The sequence below is a fragment of the Roseateles sp. P5_B10 genome (assembly GCF_056400485.1).
This window is the reverse complement of sequence record NZ_JBFULE010000039.1, coordinates 1-19,556: the sequence shown is the minus strand read 5'-3', so window position 1 is coordinate 19,556 and position 19,556 is coordinate 1. Positions and strand designations below refer to the sequence as shown.

The following is a 19,556-nucleotide window of genomic DNA, read 5'->3' as shown; positions in this document are numbered from 1 at the left end:
TGGCGCTGCCATGGCGATGACGCCGGGCCAATCCAACGCACCACCGACACGCTCCGCCAGGGCCTGCACGACGCCGTGTTCGGCCCGATAAGGATCGGGCAGGCGAGGCTGTTCCGGCGGGGCAACGAAGGGCGTGGACATGGCGGGACTCCTGGTGAGGATTCGCACTCTATCGGCGGATCACTTGGATTAAATTCCAAGGATTGCAAGAACGGCCGATAGAAATCCAGATGGACGACGAAACCAAGCTCGACAAGATAGACGCCCGCATCTTGCGCGTGCTGCAGGCCGACGGGCGGATTTCCAACCTCAAGCTGGCTGAAGCCGTGCACCTGTCGCCCACCGCCGTACTGGAGCGCGTGAAGCGCCTGACGCGCGACGGCTTCATCCTCGGCTACGAGGCGCGGCTGAACCCGGCCAAGCTCGGCGCGGCCATGCTGGTCTTCATCGAGGTGCACCTGGACCGCACGGTGATGGACGTGATGGACAACTTCAAGGCGGCAGTCCAGGCCCGCGCCGAGATCCTGGAATGCCACTTGGTGGCCGGCGGCTTCGACTATCTGCTCAAGACCCGGGTGCGCGACATGGGCGCGTATCGGGAGTTCATCGGCAGTGTGATCTGGACGCTGCCGGGGGTGAGGGAGACGCGGACTTACGCCGTGATGGAGGAGGTGAAGGCGACGAATGCGTTGCCGATCTGAGCGGGCGGCTCCGGCTCCAATGGGTGCTCTGCAGGTCCAAATGCCTGTCTACATCGAACTCGATCGAGGCTTCGGCCGCGGTACGGCATTGCTGCCTTTGGAAACTTGCGCCTTGGCGTCGCCGGGATTGAGGAGATTCGTCGTGTTGCTTAAGTCCAGGACCTTCAAAAGCGTTGCCTCCCTCTTGCCGCTGCTTGCGGCCCTTGTGGCATGCGGCGAAAGCCAACTCGACATGGAAGCCAAGGCCAAGGAAGCTGCGTTTCGCGAGAAGTATGCAAAGGCCAAATCGGTGTTCGAGGAGCGTTGCAAGACAGCAGGCGTCGTGATCAACCGCACCGTTAAGGATGTCGACGGGATTGAGCTCACCAAGGTCCGGCAACCGATTGCTTGGGGTGGGAGGGAGTACTTCGATCCTATGTACCCCGAGGCGGCAATGGCCAGCGAATACAGGGGCGATAGCTACGTCAATCAGTTCCTGATGACCGAGTCCATCGACAAACTCAATCCGGACCGACGCGGCAGCCTCAACCCACCTGATTTCGACGCCGGCGAAAGGAGTCTCCCAAGGCGCGGATATCGGTTTGTCGAAATCGTTGACCCTCAGACCCACGAGCGCTTCCGCGGGCAACTTGATACCTATCCGCCTGGCACAAATCTGTGGGTAAAGCCACCCAAGCTGACGCCCATCTCGAAGTCGGCAACGCGCTACGCGCTGGACTACGAGGACCTGTTGAACTCAGAAGACCGCGAACTTTGGGTCGCGGGCACCAAGCTCAGAGTCATCGACAAGCAGAGCGGCGAAGTGATTGCGGAACTGACGCGATACGTCTGGGATGCTGGTTTCGGCACAAGCACAACGGGCAGATGGCCTTGGCAGCATGCAAATGCAGTCGGCGGCAGTCAAGCCTGTCCTGATCAGTTAGGCACCCGAGACGATATCAGTCGCAAGTTCGTCGACACCGTCATCATTCCAAAACAGGGAGATTGATCACGGCCACCAAGATGAACATCAATCCCGACGCGCCTCCTCGGACCGCCGGCTGACTTTCGGGCTGTTGCGCAGAGTGGCAAACGCCAAGCAGCTCCTTTGCAATCTGCTAACGCCTAGGCGCCGGCAAATACAGCGACCAGCTACGAGCAGCGATCCGGGTCGGGTAAACAAGGCCGGAAGACGCAAATCCCGCCCGGAGAATGCGGCTTTCGAGCCCTCGCCGCCCATGATCCACCGCACCCTGACGCTGGTTGCCTGCCTGCTGACCGCCCTGGCCCGCGTGGCTCTGGCGCAGCCTGCAGCCAGCGCGCTGGAGCCCCAGTTCGCCAGCGTGCCGGTGCCGCGCGACGTGGTAGGCAGCCTGGCTCAGGATCGCCAAGGCCTGATCTGGGTCGGCACCAGCGACGGCCTGGCTCGCTACGACGGCTACCGCCTGCGCCCGATCGAACGCGAGGGCGCCACGCCCGTGCAACGCAACCTGGGCTGGGTGCGCTCGCTGGCGGCCGCAGCCGACGGCGGCATGTGGATAGGCACCGAAGTCAACGGACTGGCGCGCTACGAGCCCGCCTTCGACCGCGTGCGCATGCTGGGCAGCGGCAGCGAGCGCGCCACGCCCATCCGTGCGCTGGCCGAGGACGATGCCGGCCGGGTCTGGGTGGGCACGCTGGGCCAGGGCCTGCTGCGCTTTGAGCCGAAAACCGCGCGCTTCGAGACCGAGCCGCTGCGCGTCGATGGCGAAACCGAGCGCCGCGTGCTGGCGCTGGCCGTGGGCCGCGACGGCGCGCTGTGGGCCGGCCACTGGCGCGGCCTCGCCCGGCGCGACGTGCAAGGCGGCTGGGCAAAGCTGGCTTTGCCCGACAACGCCGTCATCGGCATCAGCACCTTGCTGGAAGACCGCGCGGGCCGGCTCTGGTTCGGCAGCGTGGACGGCCGCGTCGGCCGTATCGAGGCCAACGGCCAGCCGCGCTGGCTGGCGGTTCGCTTCAAGGGCGGCGTGCAGGCACTGGCCCAGGGCGCGGACGGCACGGTCTGGGCCGGCCTGAACGATGGCATCGCCTGGCTGGACGGCGACAGCGGCGCGCTGCTGCGGCAGTTGCGCCACAACCCCCATCTGCCCGGCGGCCTGGCCGGCAATGACGTCAACGTGCTGCTGCGCGACCAGACCGGCACCATGTGGGTGGGCGGCTACGGCGTGGGCCTGCAGCGCCACCAGCAGCATCCGGCCCTGGCCGTGCGCGGCCCCGACGCCGACCCCGGCAGCCCGCTGGCCAGCAGCGACCTGCGCGGCCTGCTACCCCGCCGCGACGGCCTGCTGATGGTGGCTACGCACAGCGGCCCGGTCGCTCTGCTGGACGCGCAACTGCGCACCGTCGGCCGCTGGCCGCGCGAGGCCGACACGCCGGTCGACAACCTCGCCGAGGGGCCGGACGGCAGCGTCTGGCTGGTGGCCAACGGCCGGCTGGAGCGCCGCGAACCGCGCAGCGCCCGCCTGCTCGCCAGCTGGGCGCTGGAAGGTGGGCGCGCGCATCGCGTGCTGGTATTACCAAGTGGTGAGGTCTGGGTCGGCATGCAGGACGGGCTCTACCGCCTGCCTTCGCCCCAGGCGCGCATCGAGCGGGTGCGCCGCGCGGATGGCGAGCCGCTGCGCGGCGGCGTGCATGCGCTGCGCGTGGAAGCCCGCAACGGCCAGCTCTGGGTCGGCGCGCTGGCCGGCCTGTTCCGCTGGGACGGCCAGCGCCTGGCCGAAGTGCAGGGCGCGCCCGGCGAGGCCCTGGGGTTCCCCGCCGTGCTCGGCCTGCTGCACACCCGCGACGGCAGCCTTTACGTGGACACCGCCGTCAGCGGCCTGCACCGGCTTAAGGGCTACGACGCGCAGGGCCGCGCGCGCTTCGAGCGCATCAGCGAGCGCATGGGGGCGCCGGGCCGGCCCTTCGGCGTCAACCTGCACGAGGACGCCAAGGGCCGGGTATGGAGCCAGCAGTCCGTCTACGACCCGACCGCCAACCGCCTGGACGAACTCTCCGGCGCCGAGGGCCCGCCGATGGGCACGCCGCGCTTCTTCGCCGACGCCGCCCTGCCCGACGGCCGCCTGCTCTTCTGCGGCAGCCGCGGCCTGCTCGTCATCGAGCCGCTGGCCTTCATGCCTTCGCGCTATGCGCCGCCGGTGGTCGTCAGCAGCCTGCGCCGCGATGGCCAGCTCTTCCAGCCGGACCAGGACCTGAAGCAAGGCTTGAAGCTGCCGGCCGGTACCCGCAGTGTGGCCGTCGAGTTCGCCGCGCTGGACTACATTGACCCGGCCAAGCTGCGCTACATGATGCGCCTGGCGGGCTGGGACGCCGAATGGACGTTCACCGACGCCAGCGCCCGCTTCGCCAGCTATGGCGGCCTGCCGCCGGGCCGCTACCGGCTGGAGGTGTACGCCACCAACCATCACGGCGTGTGGGGCGACCGCCCGCTGCTGCTCGACATCGAGCTGCTGCCGGCCTGGTGGCAGACGCGCTGGGCCCAGGCGGCGGCCGCGCTTTCTTTACTGGGCTTGGCCTGGCTGCTGTTGCGCTGGGGGGTGGCGCGGCGCACCGCACAGCTGCGCCGACGCGAAACGGCGCTTCAAGCCCTGGTGGAGCAGCGCACCACGGAGCTGCGCGAGGCCAGCACCACCGACCCGCTGACCGGCCTGCGCAACCGCCGCTACCTGGACTCGCGGGTCACCTCGGACCTGCAGCTCTGCCTGCGCCACTACACCGAGCCGCGCCACAGCAACCCCGACCGCCACCGCGACGACGAGGCCGACCTGCTCGTCATGCTGATGGACCTCGATCATTTCAAGCGCATCAACGACCGCCACGGCCACACCGCGGGCGACCAGGTGCTGGTTGAGTTCGCCCGCCGGCTGCGCATGGTCTTCCGCGAGAGCGACGTGCTGGTGCGTTGGGGCGGCGAGGAATTCCTGGCCCTGGCCCGCGGCGGCGCACGCAGCGGCGCCACCGAGCTGGCGGCACGCTTCAACGCCGTCGTGCGCGAGCAGCCCTTCACGCTGGCCGACGGCCGCACGCTGCCGGTCACCGTGTCCATCGGCTTCGCCGTCTTCCCTCTCGACCCCGAAGCGCCTCGGGCCTGGGATTGGGACGCCACGCTGAGCCTGGCCGACGCCGCCCTCTATGCCGCCAAGGCGCAAGGGCGCGACGGCTACCTGGGCGTGCTGCGCGCCGATGGCCTGCGGCCCGATGAACTGGCCCTGGACGCAGACACCTGGCCGGACGAGCCGCGGCTGCAGGTGCGGCGCAGCGACTGAGCGCCAAGGCGGGCGGCGAGCGTGGCCAGCGCCGCAAAATGCGCGTTTTCAAGTCGACCCACCCCATGATGCATCGCACCCTCACGCTGACGGCCTGCCTGCTGGCCAGCTTCGCCGCCGAGGCCGTGTCAACGACCGCGCAGATCACCGCCCAGTCGGCGCTGCTGGGCGTGCAACTGGCCGCCAAGCAGCGTGAGGCCAAGGGCGGCCTGCCCGCCGCGCAGAACGCCTGCATCCAGGCCCTGCAGCCCAGTGAGTTCTACGAGACGACCGAACGGGTGGTCACGATGTCGCTGAGTGCCAGCGAAGTGGCGGCGGCCGACCGGTTTTTCAGCTCGGTCCCGGGTCATAAATACGCCAGGCACGGCCTGCTGGGCATCTACACCGCCCTGGGCGAAAAGGCTCCCGAGCCGCTGCCCGCCCTTTCGGCAGCCGAAGTCAAGGCCATCGAAGCCTTTGCCGCCTCGCCGGCCGGGCAAGCCCTGTTCACCCGCCAGGTCCTGCAATCCCCGGCGGCCCGCGAGGCCTATGACGGCCGCGCCCGTGAGCTGGTCACGCGCTGCCAGGCTGCCAAGCCGGATCGCGCGGACTGACGTGGGTCTCGCGAGCTGGGCGCGCGACGCTCAGCCCAGGTGCTTGCCAAAGAACCGCATCGCCCGGTCCCACGCCTGCTGCGCCCACACCGCGTCGTACTGCGTCTTGGCAATGCGCCCCGGCCCCTGTGCCGTCTCGTTGGCAAAGGCATGGTGGGCCAGATAGCGGTGGCCTTCGTAGCGCACACCGACCTCGGCGAACTTGGCTTCCAGGCCGTCCACGCCGGCAATCGGGAAGGACTCATCCTGCGTGGCCCAATGGGCCTGCAGCGGCATCTTGATCTTGCTGGCGTCTACATATTCCAGCGGCGGCATGCCGTACCAGATCACGGCGGCGTCGGCCTCGGGCACCATCGTCGCGGCCAGCACGGTCAGCGCGCCGCCCATGCAATAGCCGGTCACGCCGACCTTGCCGCTGCCCAGCTTCAGGTCCTTGAGGTAGTGCACCGCGCCGCGCACGTCCTGCGAGGCGGCGTCGCCAAAGTTCAGGTCCGTCATCAGATGGCCGGCTTCCTCGGCCTCGACGGTGCTCTTGCCGCGGTAGAGGTCGGGCACCAGCGCCGTGAAGCCGGCCAGCGCAAAGCGATCGGCCACGCCACGGATCTGGTCGTTCAGGCCCCACCACTCCTGGATGACGACGACGGCGCCGAGAGGCTGGGCGGCCTCGGCGAGATAGCCGGACACAGGGGCGCCATCGGGGCGCTTGAACTGGACGGTTTGGGCCATGCGTGTCTCCTGAAAAGCGGCAGCCTAACCTGCGCGACACGGGGTTTTCCCCGGGGCGGCGAGAATGCCCCCTTGAAGCCCCACACCATGAAGATCGAACGCATCGTCTCCACCCGCCTGCCAACGCCCTATGGCGAGTTCGTCATTCACGGCTTCCGTGAGGACGACAGCGGCCAGGRGCATGTCGTGCTGAGCCTGGGTGAGCTGACCGGTGACGAGCCGCCGCTGGTGCGCGTGCACTCCGAATGCATGACGGGCGAGGTGTTCGGCTCGCTGCGCTGCGACTGCCGGCCGCAACTGCAAAGCGCCATGAAGCGCATCGCCGACCTGGGCCGCGGCGCCATCGTCTACATGCGCGGCCACGAGGGGCGCGGCATCGGCCTGGTGCAGAAGCTGCGCGCCTATGCCGAGCAGGACGCCGGCGCCGACACCATTCAGGCCAATGCCCAGCTGGGCCTGCCCATCGACTCACGCCGCTACGACGCCGCCGCCTGCATGCTGCGGTCGCTGGGCGTGCAGCGCATCCGGCTGCTGACCAACAACCCGCTGAAAATGGCCGCCCTGGCCGAGTTCGGCATCGACGTCGTCGAACGCGAAGCCTCGTTGACGGAGCCGGGGCCCGACAACGAGAAATACCTGCGCACCAAGGCCGAGTCCATGGGCCACCACGACCTCGGCCACCTCTTCGAATAGGGCAGGCCCTCTGCGCGGGAGAGGGCCTGGTCGGTCGACGGGCTAAGGCGCCGGTGGCACCTCACGGCGCCGCGCCCTCAGCCCCTTGCGCAGTCAGCGGTTCTTGGAACCCTGCTGGTTGCTGGGCTTGCTTTGCTGATCGCGACCGGCAGAGCCACCCCCTTGCTGGGGCGTCTGGCTGCCGCCACCGGCCTGGCTTTGCTGGCCAGGGCTCTGGTCACGGCTCTGACCACCCTGCTGGATGTTCTGACCGCTTTCGGGCTGCTGCTTGCCGGATTGGCGTTGCTGGTTGGACATGGCTGTTCCTTCACTGTGAGCCTGGGCGGCACCCCATTGCGCCGCCGCGTCAACAACCTTAGGCCGCAGGCAAAAGATCCCTGTAGGAGAAGGCGCCGGATACATCGTCAAGTCGCAAGCCGGGGAGACGAGTTGTGCCGTTAGGCGACAAGGCTGATTCAAGCCGCCAGAGCTGCAACCAGTCGTAGTTCTTCGGCGCAGCACCGCAAGCTGGGCGCAAGCTCCGGGGCGGCGCGCTTCACACCCGCCTTACGTGCCCGGACTAGGCTGCGCGGTCCTGTTCGCCCGCCACCATGTCCGACCGTCGCTTCTTCCCCCGCCCCGCCGTCGAGGCCGCGTTCAATCGTTGGGATTGGGCGCTGCTGCCCCTCGTCCTGGCGGTGCYGGTGCTGCTCGCGATGGCCGCGGCGGCGATGGCCCGACCCTTCCACGTCGGCGAGCCGCTGCCGCTGAGCCTGGACGTCGCCTACCTGCCCTATTACCTGCTGCGCACGACGCTGCGCATGTTCCTGGCGCTGGCCGCCTCGGTGGTGTTCGCCTGCGTGTTCGCGGTGCTGGCGGCCAAGGTGCGTGCGGCCGAGAAGGTGCTGGTGCCGCTGCTGGACATCCTGCAGTCCATCCCCATCCTCGGTTTCCAGGCGATTGCGGTCGCGCCCTTCATCGCGCTGTTCCCGGGCAACCTGCTGGGCGTGGAACTGGCCGCGCTGTTCGCCATCTTCACCTCCCAGGCCTGGAACATGGCCTTCAGCCTCTACCAGTCGCTGCGCACCGTGCCGGGCGAACTGCAGGAGGCGGCGCGCATCTTCCAGCTGTCGGGCTGGCAGCGCTTCTGGCGGCTGGAGCTGCCCTTTGCCATGCCCAACCTGCTGTGGAACATGATGATGAGCATGAGCGGCGGCTGGTTCTTCGTCGTCGCGTCGGAAGCCATCTCGGTGGCCGGCCAGGACATCAAGCTGCCCGGCGTGGGCTCCTACATCGCCGTGGCCATCGAAGCGCGCGACCTGGGCGCCATCGGCTGGGCCATCCTGGGCATGCTGGTCGGCATCCTGCTGTACGACCAGCTGTTCTTCCGGCCGCTGCTGGCCTGGGCCGACCGCTTCCGCTTCGAGGAGGGCAGCAGCGAGCAGGCGCCCCAGTCCTGGCTGCTGACCTGGCTGCGCCGCACCCAGCTGCTGCAGCGCCTGGGGCAATGGCCGGGGCGCTGGATCACGGCCAGCTTCGCGCCGCTGAAGAAGAGCTACGACGGCCGCTCCATCCGCGCGCGGCCTGAAGATCCGAACCCGCTGTGGGCCCGCGCCTGGGACGCGCTGCTGGCCGCCCTGGTGCTGTTCGCCGTCTGGCGTCTGGTCAGCTTCATCCACACCGAGGTGGGCTGGGGCGAGGCGGCGCATGTGTTCAAGCTGGGCCTGTACACGCTGGCGCGCGTGCTCGCGCTGATCGCCGTGGCGTCGCTGATCTGGGTGCCCATCGGCGTGTGGATAGGCCTGAACCCGCGCATCGCCGGCCGCGTGCAGGCGGTGGCGCAGTTCCTCGCGGCCTTCCCGTCCAATCTGGTCTTCCCGGTCGCCGTCCTCGTCATCGTCAAGTACAGGCTCGACCCCGACCTCTGGTTGTCGCCCCTCATCATCCTGGGCACGCAGTGGTATCTGCTTTTCAACGTCGTGGCCGGCGCGTCGACCATCCCGACCGAGTTGCGCCTGGCCGCCAAGAACCTGGGGCTCAAGGGCTGGCTGGCCTGGCGGCGCTATCTGCTGCCGGCCATCTTCCCGAGCTTCGTCACCGGCGCCATCACGGCCAGCGGCGGCTCCTGGAACGCCAGCATCGTGGCCGAGTACGTGAGCTGGGGCGACACCCACCTGCAGGCCCAAGGCCTGGGCAGCTACATCCAGCAGATGACGACGGCGGGCGACTTCCCGCGCATCGCTTTAGGCATCGGCGTCATGTGCGTCTTCGTCATGGCGATGAACCACTGGGTCTGGCGGCGTCTCTACCGTATCGCCGAGGAAAGGATGCATTTCTGATGACGACGTTGATCGAACTGAAGGGCGTCGCCAAGGGCTTCAAGTCCAACGACGGCAGCCTGCGCTCGGTGCTGGAGGGCGTGGACTTTCGCCTCGACAAGGGCGAGATCGTCGCGCTACTGGGCCAGAGCGGCTCGGGCAAGAGCACGCTGCTGCGCATCATGGCCGGGCTGATCCCCGCGGACGCTGGCGACGTGCGCTACGGCGGCCAGCCACTGTTCGGGCCGGCGGCCGGCATCGCGATGGTGTTCCAGAGCTTTGCGCTGTTCCCTTGGCTCACCGTTCGGCAGAACGTCGAGCTCGGGCTGGAGGCGGCCGGCGTGCCAGCGGCGGAACGTGAGCGCCGCGCGAACGAAGCCATCGAGCTGATCGGCCTGGCCGGCTTCGAGGGCGCCCTGCCGCGCGAGCTGTCAGGCGGCATGCGCCAGCGCGTGGGCATGGCGCGGGCCCTGGTCATGCAGCCGGCCGTGCTGCTGATGGACGAGGCCTTCTCGGCCCTGGACGTGCTGACAGGCGAGCGGCTGCGCAACGAGATCCTCGTCCTCTGGGACGGCGGCCAGATGCCGACCCAGGCCATGCTGGTCGTGTCGCACAACATCGAGGAGGCCGTCATGATGGCCGACCGCGTGCTGATCTTCGCCAGCAACCCGGGCCGCGTGCGCGCCGAGCTGCCCATCACGTTGCCACGCCCGCGCCGCGCCGACAGCCCGGAGGTGCGCCTGCTCATCGACGAGGTCTACCGGCTGATGACGAGCGCCACTCACGTGGCCGGMACCGTCGAGGAGGCGCCCAAGCCGCATCTCAGCGACCGCCTGCCCGAAGCCGACGTCGGCCGCATGGAGAGCCTGCTGGAGCTGCTGGCCGACGAACGCTTCAATGGCCGCGCCGACCTGCCCCAGCTGGCCGAGGAGAGCGAACTCACCGACGAGGCCATGCTGCCGCTGGCCGACGCGCTGCACCGCCTCGGCCTGGCCCAGCTCAGCGGCGGCGACCTCATCGTCACGCCGCTGGGCCAGCGCTATGTCGAAGGCGGCCACGAGTTCCGCCGCGAGATCTTCGGCCAGCAGCTGCTCGCGCATGTACCGCTGGCCACCTTCATCCGCGCCAGCCTCGAGCAGGAGGCCCACGGCGAGCTGAAGGAAGAGCCCTTCCTGAAGCTGCTGATGGACAGCATGGACGCCGCCGAGGCCGAACGCGTGCTGCGCGTGGCCATCGAGTGGGCGCGCTATGGCGAGGTCTTCGAGTACGACTTCCACACCGGCCTGATTCACCTGCCCGAGTCGGGCGAGGACTGACTCAGGCCGCGGCGCACTTGGCCACGGTGTCCCAAGTGCGTGTCGTGATGGTCTTGCCGAAGGTCTTCTCCAGCAGGTGCATGAAGACCGGCCCCTTGGCCTCGGGCACATAGCTGCAGAACACCTCGCCGCCGCCCAGGCCCAGGATGCAGGCTTCGCCGTGCGTCACCGGCAGCTCGACGGGGCTCTCGGCAAGCGGCTCGCGCAGGAAGGTGACGACGCGCTTGGACCCGGGCTTGAGCTTGAAGGCGGCGAAGGGATCGGCCTTGATCAGCTGCTGCAGATGGGCCGTCGACCGCACGGTGGTGGCGAAGCTGTAGCCCTGGCCATCCAGCATGGCCTTCTCGGCGCGCTTCTGCAGCGTCGCGATGGCGGCGGAGCGGGGCGTTGAGAACACGACGTTGCCGCTGCTCAGCAGCGTCTTCACGTCGGTGAAACCCGCCTCCTCGAAGCAGCGCTTGAGGTCGGGCATCTTGGCGTTCATCGGGCTGACGCCACGAAGCAAGGCGACATAACGAGGCATGGGTGCGAAGTATGACCCCGCGCTTGCGGCCAACCCTAGCTGCGGCTGCCCCGAATTGCGGGCGGCCGCAGCTAGCGGGCCTGGCCGAGTCCGAATGCAATGGCAACGCGACTGAGACACACCCCTGAGGAGAACGCGCCATGACCACCATCCAGACGGCCAGCAGCACCTCGCTGACCGCCACATCCTCCGCCCCGAACACCAACCCGACCCACGCCAGCACCCAGATGAAGGGTGGCCAGGCCGTGTTCGAGAACGACAACTACCGCATCACCGCCGGTGACAACAACACCGTCAACATCTTCAACAAGAAGACCGGCGAGACCTACAACATCTGGGGCGACCCGCACGTCAACATCGACGGCAAGCATGCCTTCGACTTCTACGGCACCACGACCTTCAAGCTCGAGGACGGCACCAAGGTCACCATCGAAACCACGCCCTGGAATGCCGGCAATGGCATGACCCTCGCGAGCAAGGTCGCCATCACGAACGGCGACTACGGCGTCGAGATCAGCGGCGTGGATACCAACAAGGTCGGCGACCTCAAGATCGACGAGGCCGCCGGCTGGGGCGCCGTGCTTGACTGGACCCACAAGGACGGCAATGTGCTTCAGGAAAACCCGGCCGGCGCCGGCTTCCTGGGCGTGGACGCCAACGGTGACATCCACAAGGTCGACCAGGCCTACATGAACAAGACCGACCTGCAGCTGAACCCGGGCCTGGACCCAGCCACGCAACAGCGCGGCAGCGATTTCCTGCGCAACGCCCTCAGCCTGTTCAGTGGCCTGCTGTCGGCGTCGCTGAGTGGCGCCTTCCTGGGCTCGCTGTCGGATGCCGGCGAAAGCCGTTCGCACTCGACGCGCGACGCCCACCGGTTCTCGCTGACCGTGATGCGCCTGGACTTCTGAGCGGAGGCCGCCATGCTTGCAGTTGATGCAGTTTCGAGCGGCCGGCAGACGCCGGTCTCCCGCGATCCCGCAGCGGAGGTCGTCAGCCGGGCGACCGACCCACGTACCGGCGTCGTCGACACCCAGCGCCTGGCGACCTGGGTGGTCGACGCGCGCAAGAGCGACCCGCAGGCCGCCGAGTCGGCGCATGCCGCCATCGAGCAGCACCTGCTGGCCTCGGGGCACCCCGGTGACGTGGCTCACTACAACCAGGATGTGTTGCAGGCCGCGCGCCAGAGCCTGCTGCCCGACCATGCACCCGGCGGCCTCTGGGCGGCCGGCCAGGGCATGCTGCAGCARGGCAGCAAGCTGCTGATCGACAACCCCATCCTGATCAAGCGATGGGAAGCGACGACCAGCGCCTGGACGGGCAAGGGCGGTTTCACGCGCGGCCTGACCGAGCTGCTGACCAGCAACGGCATCCAGGTCGGCCAGACCGTGCATGCACCGCCGCCCGGTTCGCTGGGCCGCACCTCGGGCATCGCTTCGCCGGTGGCCAACAACACCAACGGCGCGCTGGCTCGCGACGCGATTGCCGACCGCTGGCGCGCCGCGGGCGCCCAGGTGCGCACCGAGGTGCCGGTGCAGAACGGCGCGCGCGTGGTGGACGTGGTGGCCGAGCCCCCGGCGACGGATCCGCGCATGCGCCAGCGCATCGACGTCGAGTCCAAGGTGGGCCGCACGGCGCTGGACAGCGACATCCGTGGCCAGGTGGCGCGCGATGTCGAGGCCCTGAAAGTCAACCGTGGCCTGCGCGGCGCCGGTCAGCTGCTGGAAGGCGTGGGCAAGGTCGCCCGGCCCGTCGGCGTCGTGCTGGATGCCATTTCGCTCGGCCAGGCCTACCAGGCCGACGGCAACCGCATCGGCGAGAACACCGGGCGCACCGCCTCCGGCGTGGCCGGCGGCGCCCTGGGTGGCTGGGGTGGCGCGGCCTTGGGCGCGACCATCGGCACGGCCATCTTCCCCGGCGTGGGCACGGTGGTTGGCGGCATCATCGGCGGCATTGGCGGCGCCATCGCTGGCGATGCTGGCGGCCGTGGCATCTTCGATACGGTAAAAGGCTGGTTCTGAACCGGGCTTGTTCCGAATGGACGGCCTCTCGAGGCCGTCCATTTTTCTTTCGCGCTTGCTCAACATGCCGAACCTGATCCAGCGCTGGCTTGCCGGCCCTAAAGCGTCCACCTGGGACCTGAGCGACTACCCCGCCTATGAGCTGCCTCACCCCGGCTCCGGCCGTGCGCTGAGCGAGAGCCAGGCCCAGGCCAACTGGGCCTACTTCCAGGCCACGCTGAACGAGCGCCAACGCCTGCTGCGCGACTGGCTGGTCGCCCACGGCGGGCCCGACCCGCAGGCACTGCAGGGCGCCGCCTACGCCAAGGCCCTGAACACCTGGGCCAAGGCGCACTGGCCGCAGCTGCCGGCCTTCGGCCGCCTGCCCAAGCACTCGCCCTGGCCGGACTGCACGCGCGGCGGCCCCTTCATCGTCTACGGCCTGCTGGGCGACCTGGGCGTGAGCCTGGGCGAGGCGATCCGCCACGCCAACGGCGACTGGCACTGGGGCCTGAACATGGATGCCATCGACCTGGCCGACAACATGGCCACGGCGCGCCGCGTCGTGCTGCTGGCCGACCTGAAGCACCCGACGCCGCAGGCCCGTGAGGCCGTGCTGGACCTGGAGGCCCTGCTCTTCGCGGCCCACCGTTTCCCGGATTCGCCGGATTTCGTCTACCTGGACTCCTGGACCCGGACCGTGGCCGACGCGATTGCCGGCGGCTATCACGACACCTGAGGCCGGCCGCCGTGGCGGCATGCCTGCTGAGCCGCCCTTCCTCAGCGCGCCACCAGCCCTTGCGGCCCGATCTGGATGCGCTCCACCCCGAGCCCCAACGCCGCCTCGAGGTTGGCCTTGGCCGCATTGCGGAAATTGACCTCCTCGTTGGGGTTGGGCTTGCTGTTGAGGTGCTCGCGGTAGACCACCATGAAGGTGCCCACCATGGCCAGCTGCTCGAACATCGCGCGCTTGGCGGCCGGGCTGCTTTGGGTGAAGGCGGCGTTCTGGCCCAGCATGCGTTGCATCTGCAGCACCAGGGACTTGAAGTGCTCGTCGGGCACGGGCTGCTGCATGAAGGCGGTGTAGTTGCCGGCGATGAAGGCCGCCACGCCGGCCGCGGCGTCATTGGGCGTCAGGCCGAGCTGGGTCTCGAGCTTCTGCCAGAAGACGAAGGACTCCTCATACGCCTTGGTCATGGCGCCGCGATGCGCCGCGGGGAAGCGCTGCGCCAGCTCGGTGGCCGACTGGCGCACCTGCGCCGGCCCGTTGGTGACGAGGGGCGCGTTGAGGGCGGCCAGCGCACTGGCCGAGGTGACTGCGGGCGCCGCGCTGAACACCGGAGCGGCGGGTGCCGCGCCGCCACCCGCACCGGGCTTGGCGAGCATGGTGCGCATCTGCTCAGCCAGGCTGATCGAGGGGGCGACCTGAGCGGTGGCCGCGCCGGCAGCGCCGACCAGGGCCGCCAAGGCCAGACGAAGAGCAAGGGATCGCAGTCGGGGCATTTGAAACTCCAGTGGAAAGGTCGGGGTCATTTGTCGAGGACGAGGCTRCCGCTGCCCACGTAGACGGTCTTGTTGTCGTCGTGCACGGGAAAGCTGAGCAGGCGCTCCTGGTGGCCGTCGTCGTAGTCGAGGGTGAGGACGAAGCCGCTGAGCTGGTAGCGGCCGCGGCGGCCGGCGCCGTCGTCCTGCTTGCGCGAGCTCACCGCGCCCGCCGTGCCAAAGGGCGTGCCCACCGTGCCGCCGCCGGTGCTGCTGCTGCCCTTGCCATCGCCATGGGCCGAGCCGGCAATGACCGTGTTGTTGAGCGTCGCGGCCAGCGTGCCGGTGCTGGACAGCGCGCTGTAGCTGCGCTCGAAGCGGCCGTCGCGCATGAAGCGCAACGTGGTGCTGGACGACCTGCCGCCAAGGACCAGGCTGCCGTTGAACGTGCCGCGGGTGAAGGATCCCTCCAGCCGCGTGTCCTTGGGCCAGGGCCGCACGGCGTGATGCTTCTCGGCCTGCCAGGCGCCCGCGGGGCGGCCGTCATCGTCCTGCGGCTGCATTTCGCAAGGGCACGTAGGGCCGCCCCAAGTGCCCTTGACCCCCTCGGGGGGCGGGCCGGGCACGGCTCGGCCCTGGGGGCTGACATCAACCCTGCCGCTGGCGCGCCAGCGGCCCCAGCGCTGCGGCTCCAGCTGGCGCGACGCGACAACGTTGAGCTGGTCGGGCGGCATCTCGGTGCGGTGGTAGACCGTGCCATCGCGCAGCAGGAAGCGCACATCCTCTTCCCAGCGCGTGCCGCCATTGAAGTTGCTCTCGCCGTGGATGACCACGGCCGCCAGGTCCTTCTCCGCCAGGCCGCGGCCCGGCGGCGTCGTCACGCGCTGCAGCACCGCCCGTCTGCGCAGCATCGGCGCCTGAGGCAGCGGCGACGACGTCAGCCCCGCCGGGTTGGCGACCAGGGCCGCGTCGGCCAGGTCCAGGGAGTTGTCGTTCAGCGACGTGACCACGCCGCGCAGCACCACCTCGCGGCCCACCCAGGGCTCGGCGTCGAACTTCAGGTGGATGCGCTGCTCCACATGCCGGTCGCCCTGCTGCTGCACCAGGAAGAAATGCGTCGGGCGGTCGATCTCGCGCGCCACGCGGCCCTTGACATAGACAACGCCGAGCTTGCGTTGCGCCTCCTCCTCGGAGATCACCAGCCAGTGGCCTCGCTGCGCCGTGAGCGCGGGGATCTGGCTGGGCAGCAGGAACTGGCCCCGGGCCGCCTCGGGCGCGATCGCCAGCGGGCCGGGGGGAGCCACCAGGTTGGCTTTCACCAGCGCCAGTGCCACGGCACGGGCCTGCGGATACAGCGTGCCCACATCCATGGCCGGCGATTGCCAGTCGCGCGCCAACGCCGCGCAGGCCTGCTCGGGAGAGGGGTCGTTCAGCACCCGCTCGCGCATGGGCTCGGTCAGGCGCGTGAACGACGGGATGCTGCTACTGCGCTGCTGCATGCGGGCCACCACCATGCGCAGCGGCGCGATCTGGTGCCGCTCGCGCCAGGCCACCCAGGCGTCGCGCATCTGAGCGGCCGCCGCCACGCCCATGTCCTCGCAGGCGCCCAGCGTGGCCTCGGACATCACGTCCAGGCTGACGGCTTCGACGAGTTGCTGCACCGCCGCGGGATCGCTGGCCAGCGAGCGTTCGTCGGGCGCCGACTGCGCGGCGCCGGCCATCAGCAACACGGCGGCGGTGGCCAGCGCCGGCCGAGCAGCGATCAAGGGCATGCCTTCAGCGGGTCCAGGCCGCGAGCGGGCAGCCGACGGTCGTTGTCGAGCCATCGGGCCGTTTCAACGGGAACTGCCGGGCGTCGCCCGAGGGCGGCACGGCCACCACGTTGGACGCAGTAGCCTCGGCGTACCAGACCGTGCAACTGCCGCGGCAGGTGGCGGCGGTGCAGGACACGCCGGTGTCCTTGGCAAACGCCACATAGCGGCTGTCCGGCGACCAGACCGCGCCGGCGATCAGGTCGTTCCTGGTGAATCGGCGCAGGTTGGAGCCGTCGACGTTCATCATCCACAGATCGACGCCGGCGATCGAACCCGTGTCGCGCATGGCTGCGAGCTGCACCAGAGCCTTGCTGCCATCGGGGCTGACATACACCGCCTCGGGCACGCGCGCCTCGGGCCAGCGCACGGTGGCGACACGCTGCTCGCCGCGGCCCGGCAAGACCCGGCTGATGTCGCCCGAGGGCTGCACGCGCAGCAGCGAGCCATCGGGCATCCACGACAGCGCGTCGGGTGTCTTGCTCGGTTGCGTGGCGTACAGCAGCCGGCGCGAGTCGAGGTCGTAGACGATGGCAGCACGCGGTGCAAAGACCGTCTTGCCCCACGACGCCAGGATCTGGTTGCTGCCCAGCGGCGAGGGGCGAACGCCGTCCGCTACATAGCCGTCGACGACCTGGTCCATCAGCACACTGCGGTCGCTGGTCCTGCGCACCGTCAGGTGGGTTTCGTCGCCGCCGGCGCCCTGCGAGCTGTGGTCCCGCTGGATGAAGCGGCTGCCGTCAGGCCAGGGCGAGCGCCACTTCGCGTTGTCCACCATGGTGGCAGCGCCGGAGTTGGGATTCAGCGCGAACGTGCCCTGCGGGTTGCTGAGGTCGCTGAATGAATGCCAGACCGTGCCTGGCAGCGCAGCGGCAGCCTGCGCGGCCATGACGACACCCAGGCAGGCCAGCGCGGCGGCGAAACGACGACGGTTCTCAGGCATCGGGGGCGAGGGCTCCAAATGGAACAGGCGACTCCAAGAATCGCCTGTCGTTACGGGTGCAATGGCATTGGAGCTCGCCGCGCACCAGCCACAAATCCCTAACGCGTCCAGGCCATGACCGGGCAGCGCAGATCGGTCATCGAACCGTCGGGCCGCTTCGCCGGGAATTTCTTGGCATCGCCGGATGCATCCACGGCCACCACGTCCGTCGCCGAGGCGGGGGCATACCAGACCGTGCAGCTGCCCTGGCAGGTGGCGTCGGTGCAGGTCACGCCGGTGTCCTTGGTGAAGGCCACGAACTTGCTGTCGGGCGACCAGTAGGCCTCGGCGATCAAGCCGTTGTTCGTGAAGCGCTTCAGGTTGGCGCCGTTGGCATCCATCATCCACAGGTCCACGCCGCTGACCGTGCCGGTGCTGCGCAGCGCCGCGAGCTGCACCAGGGCCTTGCTGCCGTCGGGGCTGACATAGACCGCCTGCGGCAGCCGCGATTCTGGCCAGCTGACGGTGGCGACCTGCTGCTCGCTGCCACCCGGCGTGACCTTGCTGACGCTGCCCGAGGGCTGCACGCGCAGCAGGGTGCCGTCAGGCATCCAGGCGACGGCGTCCGGCGTCTTGCTCAGCGGCGTGGCGAAAAGCACCTTCTGCGCGCTGAAGTCCCAGACCACGGCGGCCCTGGGCGCGGCGGTTGTCTCGCCCCAGTAGGCCAGGACCTGGTTGGTGGCCAGCGGCGACGGCGCAAGGCGGGCGATGTAGCCGTCAACGACCTGGTCCACGACCAGGCTCTTGTCGTCGGTCTTGCGCACCGTGAGGCGGGTCTCGCCGCTGGAGCCCTGTGAGGTGTAGTCGTTGCTGATGAAGCGACTGCCATCGGGCGAAGGCACGCCCCACTTCTCGGATTGGACGGCCGTCGAGACCCCGGTGTTGGGATTCATGACGAAAGTTCCCGCCGGATTGCCGAGGTCGCTGAAGGAATGCCAGATATTGCCCGTCAGCGTGGTCGGTGGATCGGGCGTGGGAACGACGGGCGGGGTCGTCGGCGTGGCTTCGTCCCCGCCACCACCGCCGCCACATCCACTGAGCGCAGCGAGGCACGCCAGAACCGTCAAAGCAAGGCGACTGAAGTTTTTCATCTTGGGCAGGAACTGAAAGTTGAAATGCAAAAGGGAGGGGCGATGCCCCTCCTCTTGTTTTCTCAGGTTGCGGCTTATTGCTTGCGAGCCATCGTGCCCAGCGCTTCGCCCAGACCCTTCAGCGCCGTCGTGAAGACGCTGTTCAGGTAGTTGTATTCCTGGCTGGTGGCCTGGAATTGGGTCATCAGCTTGTTGAACTCGTCAGCCTGCTTGCTCTGCTCTTCGGAGCCGGACTTGGCGGCGGACTTGGCGGCAGAGGCGTCGTTGATCTGTTGCGACAGATTGACCATCTCCTTGGCCTTGGCGCCCAGAGCCGAGCCCATCACGGAGGCGATGGCCTGCAGCCAGCCGCCACCGCTGGGCTTGCTGCCCTTGGAGCTGCCGGTGCCTTGCGAGCGCAGCTGGTCGAGCACGCCTTGCACGATCTGGTTGGAGAAGTCGGACTCCCACTGCTTGACGGCGCCGCCGAAGTTTTGCTGGGCTGCACCTTGCGCTTCGTGCGAAACGCCTTGCTGGCTTTGCGAGGTCAGTTGGTTGATGACCTGGCCGATGGTCGACTTGACTTCTTCGCCCAGGAACTTGGGCATGCCGTGTTCCTTGACCAGGGTGTCGACGGCACTGTTGGCGCCGCTGCCGATGGCTTGCTGCAGCATGCCGCCGATGGCCTGGCCGATCATGGCGCCGATGGGGCCGCCGAAGATGCCGCCGACGATGCCGCCCACGGCGCCCAGGATGCCACCCGAGCCACCGCCGCCGAAGATGCTGCTAACTGCTGATCCCATGTTGATCTCCAAAAAAAATTTAGGTTTCGCGGCAGAAGCTGCCGCAGTGATTGATTGACATTCGAGGCATCTGAATTCGGTGGCGACTGAGAAAACACCGGACTCGCTGCGTGTCTTGTCGGCAAGGTTTTCTGATCAAACTCTGCGGCGTTGACGGGTTTCATTAAACGGGGTCGGGCCCCTGCTGCCTATATGCGGCTGCTCCTATTTCTGCGCCAACCGCGCTAGGGTTGGCCGCAGTCCGGGCCTGCCAACACGGCGGCAGCGGGTCCCACT

The 19,556-nt window shown here is 68.6% G+C and carries 18 protein-coding genes; 10 read left to right on the top strand and 8 right to left on the bottom strand.

The window, feature by feature from the left end; translation table 11 throughout:
- The first annotated feature begins 230 nt into the window (after positions 1 to 230).
- The 4 genes from AC1DU6_RS05010 (at position 231) to AC1DU6_RS04995 (ending at position 5,577) form a co-directional block, all read left to right on the top strand.
- Positions 231 to 701, top strand: a complete 471-nt coding sequence (locus AC1DU6_RS05010; protein WP_457321119.1) for an Lrp/AsnC ligand binding domain-containing protein — start codon at positions 231 to 233, stop codon at positions 699 to 701.
- A 40-nt stretch (positions 702 to 741) separates the two neighbouring features.
- Entirely contained in the window at positions 742 to 1,689 is a 948-nt protein-coding gene (locus tag AC1DU6_RS05005) for a hypothetical protein (RefSeq protein ID WP_457321117.1), read from the top strand.
- A gap of 229 nt (positions 1,690 to 1,918) precedes the next feature.
- Positions 1,919 to 4,984 (top strand): ligand-binding sensor domain-containing protein, encoded by a 3,066-nt coding sequence (locus AC1DU6_RS05000; protein ID WP_457321115.1) that lies wholly within the window; start codon positions 1,919 to 1,921, stop codon positions 4,982 to 4,984.
- Between the two features lie 68 nt (positions 4,985 to 5,052).
- Positions 5,053 to 5,577, top strand: coding sequence for a hypothetical protein (locus tag AC1DU6_RS04995; protein ID WP_477856223.1), 525 nt, complete (start codon positions 5,053 to 5,055; stop codon positions 5,575 to 5,577).
- Between the two features lie 30 nt (positions 5,578 to 5,607).
- On the opposite strand, the gene AC1DU6_RS04990 is transcribed toward AC1DU6_RS04995, so the two are convergent.
- Positions 5,608 to 6,303 (bottom strand): dienelactone hydrolase family protein, encoded by a 696-nt coding sequence (locus AC1DU6_RS04990; RefSeq protein WP_457321111.1) that lies wholly within the window; start codon positions 6,301 to 6,303, stop codon positions 5,608 to 5,610.
- 87 nt (positions 6,304 to 6,390) lie between these two features.
- Between AC1DU6_RS04990 and ribA the strand changes: the two genes are divergently transcribed.
- Positions 6,391 to 6,996, top strand: a complete 606-nt coding sequence (gene ribA, locus AC1DU6_RS04985; protein ID WP_477856222.1) for a GTP cyclohydrolase II — start codon at positions 6,391 to 6,393, stop codon at positions 6,994 to 6,996.
- 93 nt (positions 6,997 to 7,089) lie between these two features.
- Here the strand turns inward: ribA and AC1DU6_RS04980 are convergent, their stop codons facing one another.
- A complete protein-coding gene (locus AC1DU6_RS04980; RefSeq protein WP_056201093.1) occupies positions 7,090 to 7,293 on the bottom strand; it encodes a hypothetical protein in 204 nt (67 codons plus the stop codon).
- 293 nt (positions 7,294 to 7,586) lie between these two features.
- Between AC1DU6_RS04980 and AC1DU6_RS04975 the strand changes: the two genes are divergently transcribed.
- Both AC1DU6_RS04975 and AC1DU6_RS04970 read left to right on the top strand, forming a co-directional pair.
- Positions 7,587 to 9,314, top strand: coding sequence for an ABC transporter permease (locus tag AC1DU6_RS04975; RefSeq protein WP_477856221.1), 1,728 nt, complete (start codon positions 7,587 to 7,589; stop codon positions 9,312 to 9,314).
- Positions 9,314 to 10,609: an ABC transporter ATP-binding protein gene (locus AC1DU6_RS04970; protein ID WP_477856220.1), complete on the top strand. Its 1,296-nt coding sequence runs from the start codon at positions 9,314 to 9,316 to the stop codon at positions 10,607 to 10,609. The genes AC1DU6_RS04975 and AC1DU6_RS04970 overlap by 1 nt, the downstream gene beginning before the upstream one ends.
- Before the next feature lies 1 nt (position 10,610).
- Here AC1DU6_RS04970 and AC1DU6_RS04965 read toward each other — a convergent pair whose 3' ends face one another.
- On the bottom strand, positions 10,611 to 11,132 hold the full coding sequence (locus AC1DU6_RS04965; RefSeq protein ID WP_457321107.1) for a DUF1697 domain-containing protein: 522 nt from the start codon (positions 11,130 to 11,132) through the stop codon (positions 10,611 to 10,613).
- 140 nt (positions 11,133 to 11,272) lie between these two features.
- Between AC1DU6_RS04965 and AC1DU6_RS04960 the strand changes: the two genes are divergently transcribed.
- From AC1DU6_RS04960 to AC1DU6_RS04950, 3 genes are all read left to right on the top strand, one after another.
- A complete protein-coding gene (locus AC1DU6_RS04960) occupies positions 11,273 to 12,043 on the top strand; it encodes a DUF1521 domain-containing protein (protein WP_457321105.1) in 771 nt (256 codons plus the stop codon).
- A 12-nt stretch (positions 12,044 to 12,055) separates the two neighbouring features.
- Complete coding sequence (locus tag AC1DU6_RS04955; protein WP_457321103.1) at positions 12,056 to 13,153, top strand: hypothetical protein; 1,098 nt, start codon at positions 12,056 to 12,058, stop codon at positions 13,151 to 13,153.
- A gap of 64 nt (positions 13,154 to 13,217) precedes the next feature.
- On the top strand, positions 13,218 to 13,871 hold the full coding sequence (locus AC1DU6_RS04950; RefSeq protein ID WP_457321101.1) for a hypothetical protein: 654 nt from the start codon (positions 13,218 to 13,220) through the stop codon (positions 13,869 to 13,871).
- 41 nt (positions 13,872 to 13,912) lie between these two features.
- On the opposite strand, the gene AC1DU6_RS04945 is transcribed toward AC1DU6_RS04950, so the two are convergent.
- From AC1DU6_RS04945 to AC1DU6_RS04925, 5 genes are all read right to left on the bottom strand, one after another.
- Positions 13,913 to 14,635 (bottom strand): DUF6683 family protein, encoded by a 723-nt coding sequence (locus tag AC1DU6_RS04945; RefSeq protein ID WP_056201114.1) that lies wholly within the window; start codon positions 14,633 to 14,635, stop codon positions 13,913 to 13,915.
- Positions 14,636 to 14,661: 26 nt separating this feature from the next.
- On the bottom strand, positions 14,662 to 16,386 hold the full coding sequence (locus AC1DU6_RS04940; protein ID WP_477856219.1) for a hypothetical protein: 1,725 nt from the start codon (positions 16,384 to 16,386) through the stop codon (positions 14,662 to 14,664).
- A 4-nt stretch (positions 16,387 to 16,390) separates the two neighbouring features.
- Positions 16,391 to 17,368 (bottom strand): TolB family protein, encoded by a 978-nt coding sequence (locus AC1DU6_RS04935; RefSeq protein WP_056201120.1) that lies wholly within the window; start codon positions 17,366 to 17,368, stop codon positions 16,391 to 16,393.
- Positions 17,369 to 17,466: 98 nt separating this feature from the next.
- Positions 17,467 to 18,498, bottom strand: a complete 1,032-nt coding sequence (locus AC1DU6_RS04930; RefSeq protein WP_477856218.1) for a TolB family protein — start codon at positions 18,496 to 18,498, stop codon at positions 17,467 to 17,469.
- Between the two features lie 74 nt (positions 18,499 to 18,572).
- Complete coding sequence (locus tag AC1DU6_RS04925) at positions 18,573 to 19,280, bottom strand: hypothetical protein (RefSeq protein WP_157281888.1); 708 nt, start codon at positions 19,278 to 19,280, stop codon at positions 18,573 to 18,575.
- Positions 19,281 to 19,556: the final 276 nt, after the last annotated feature.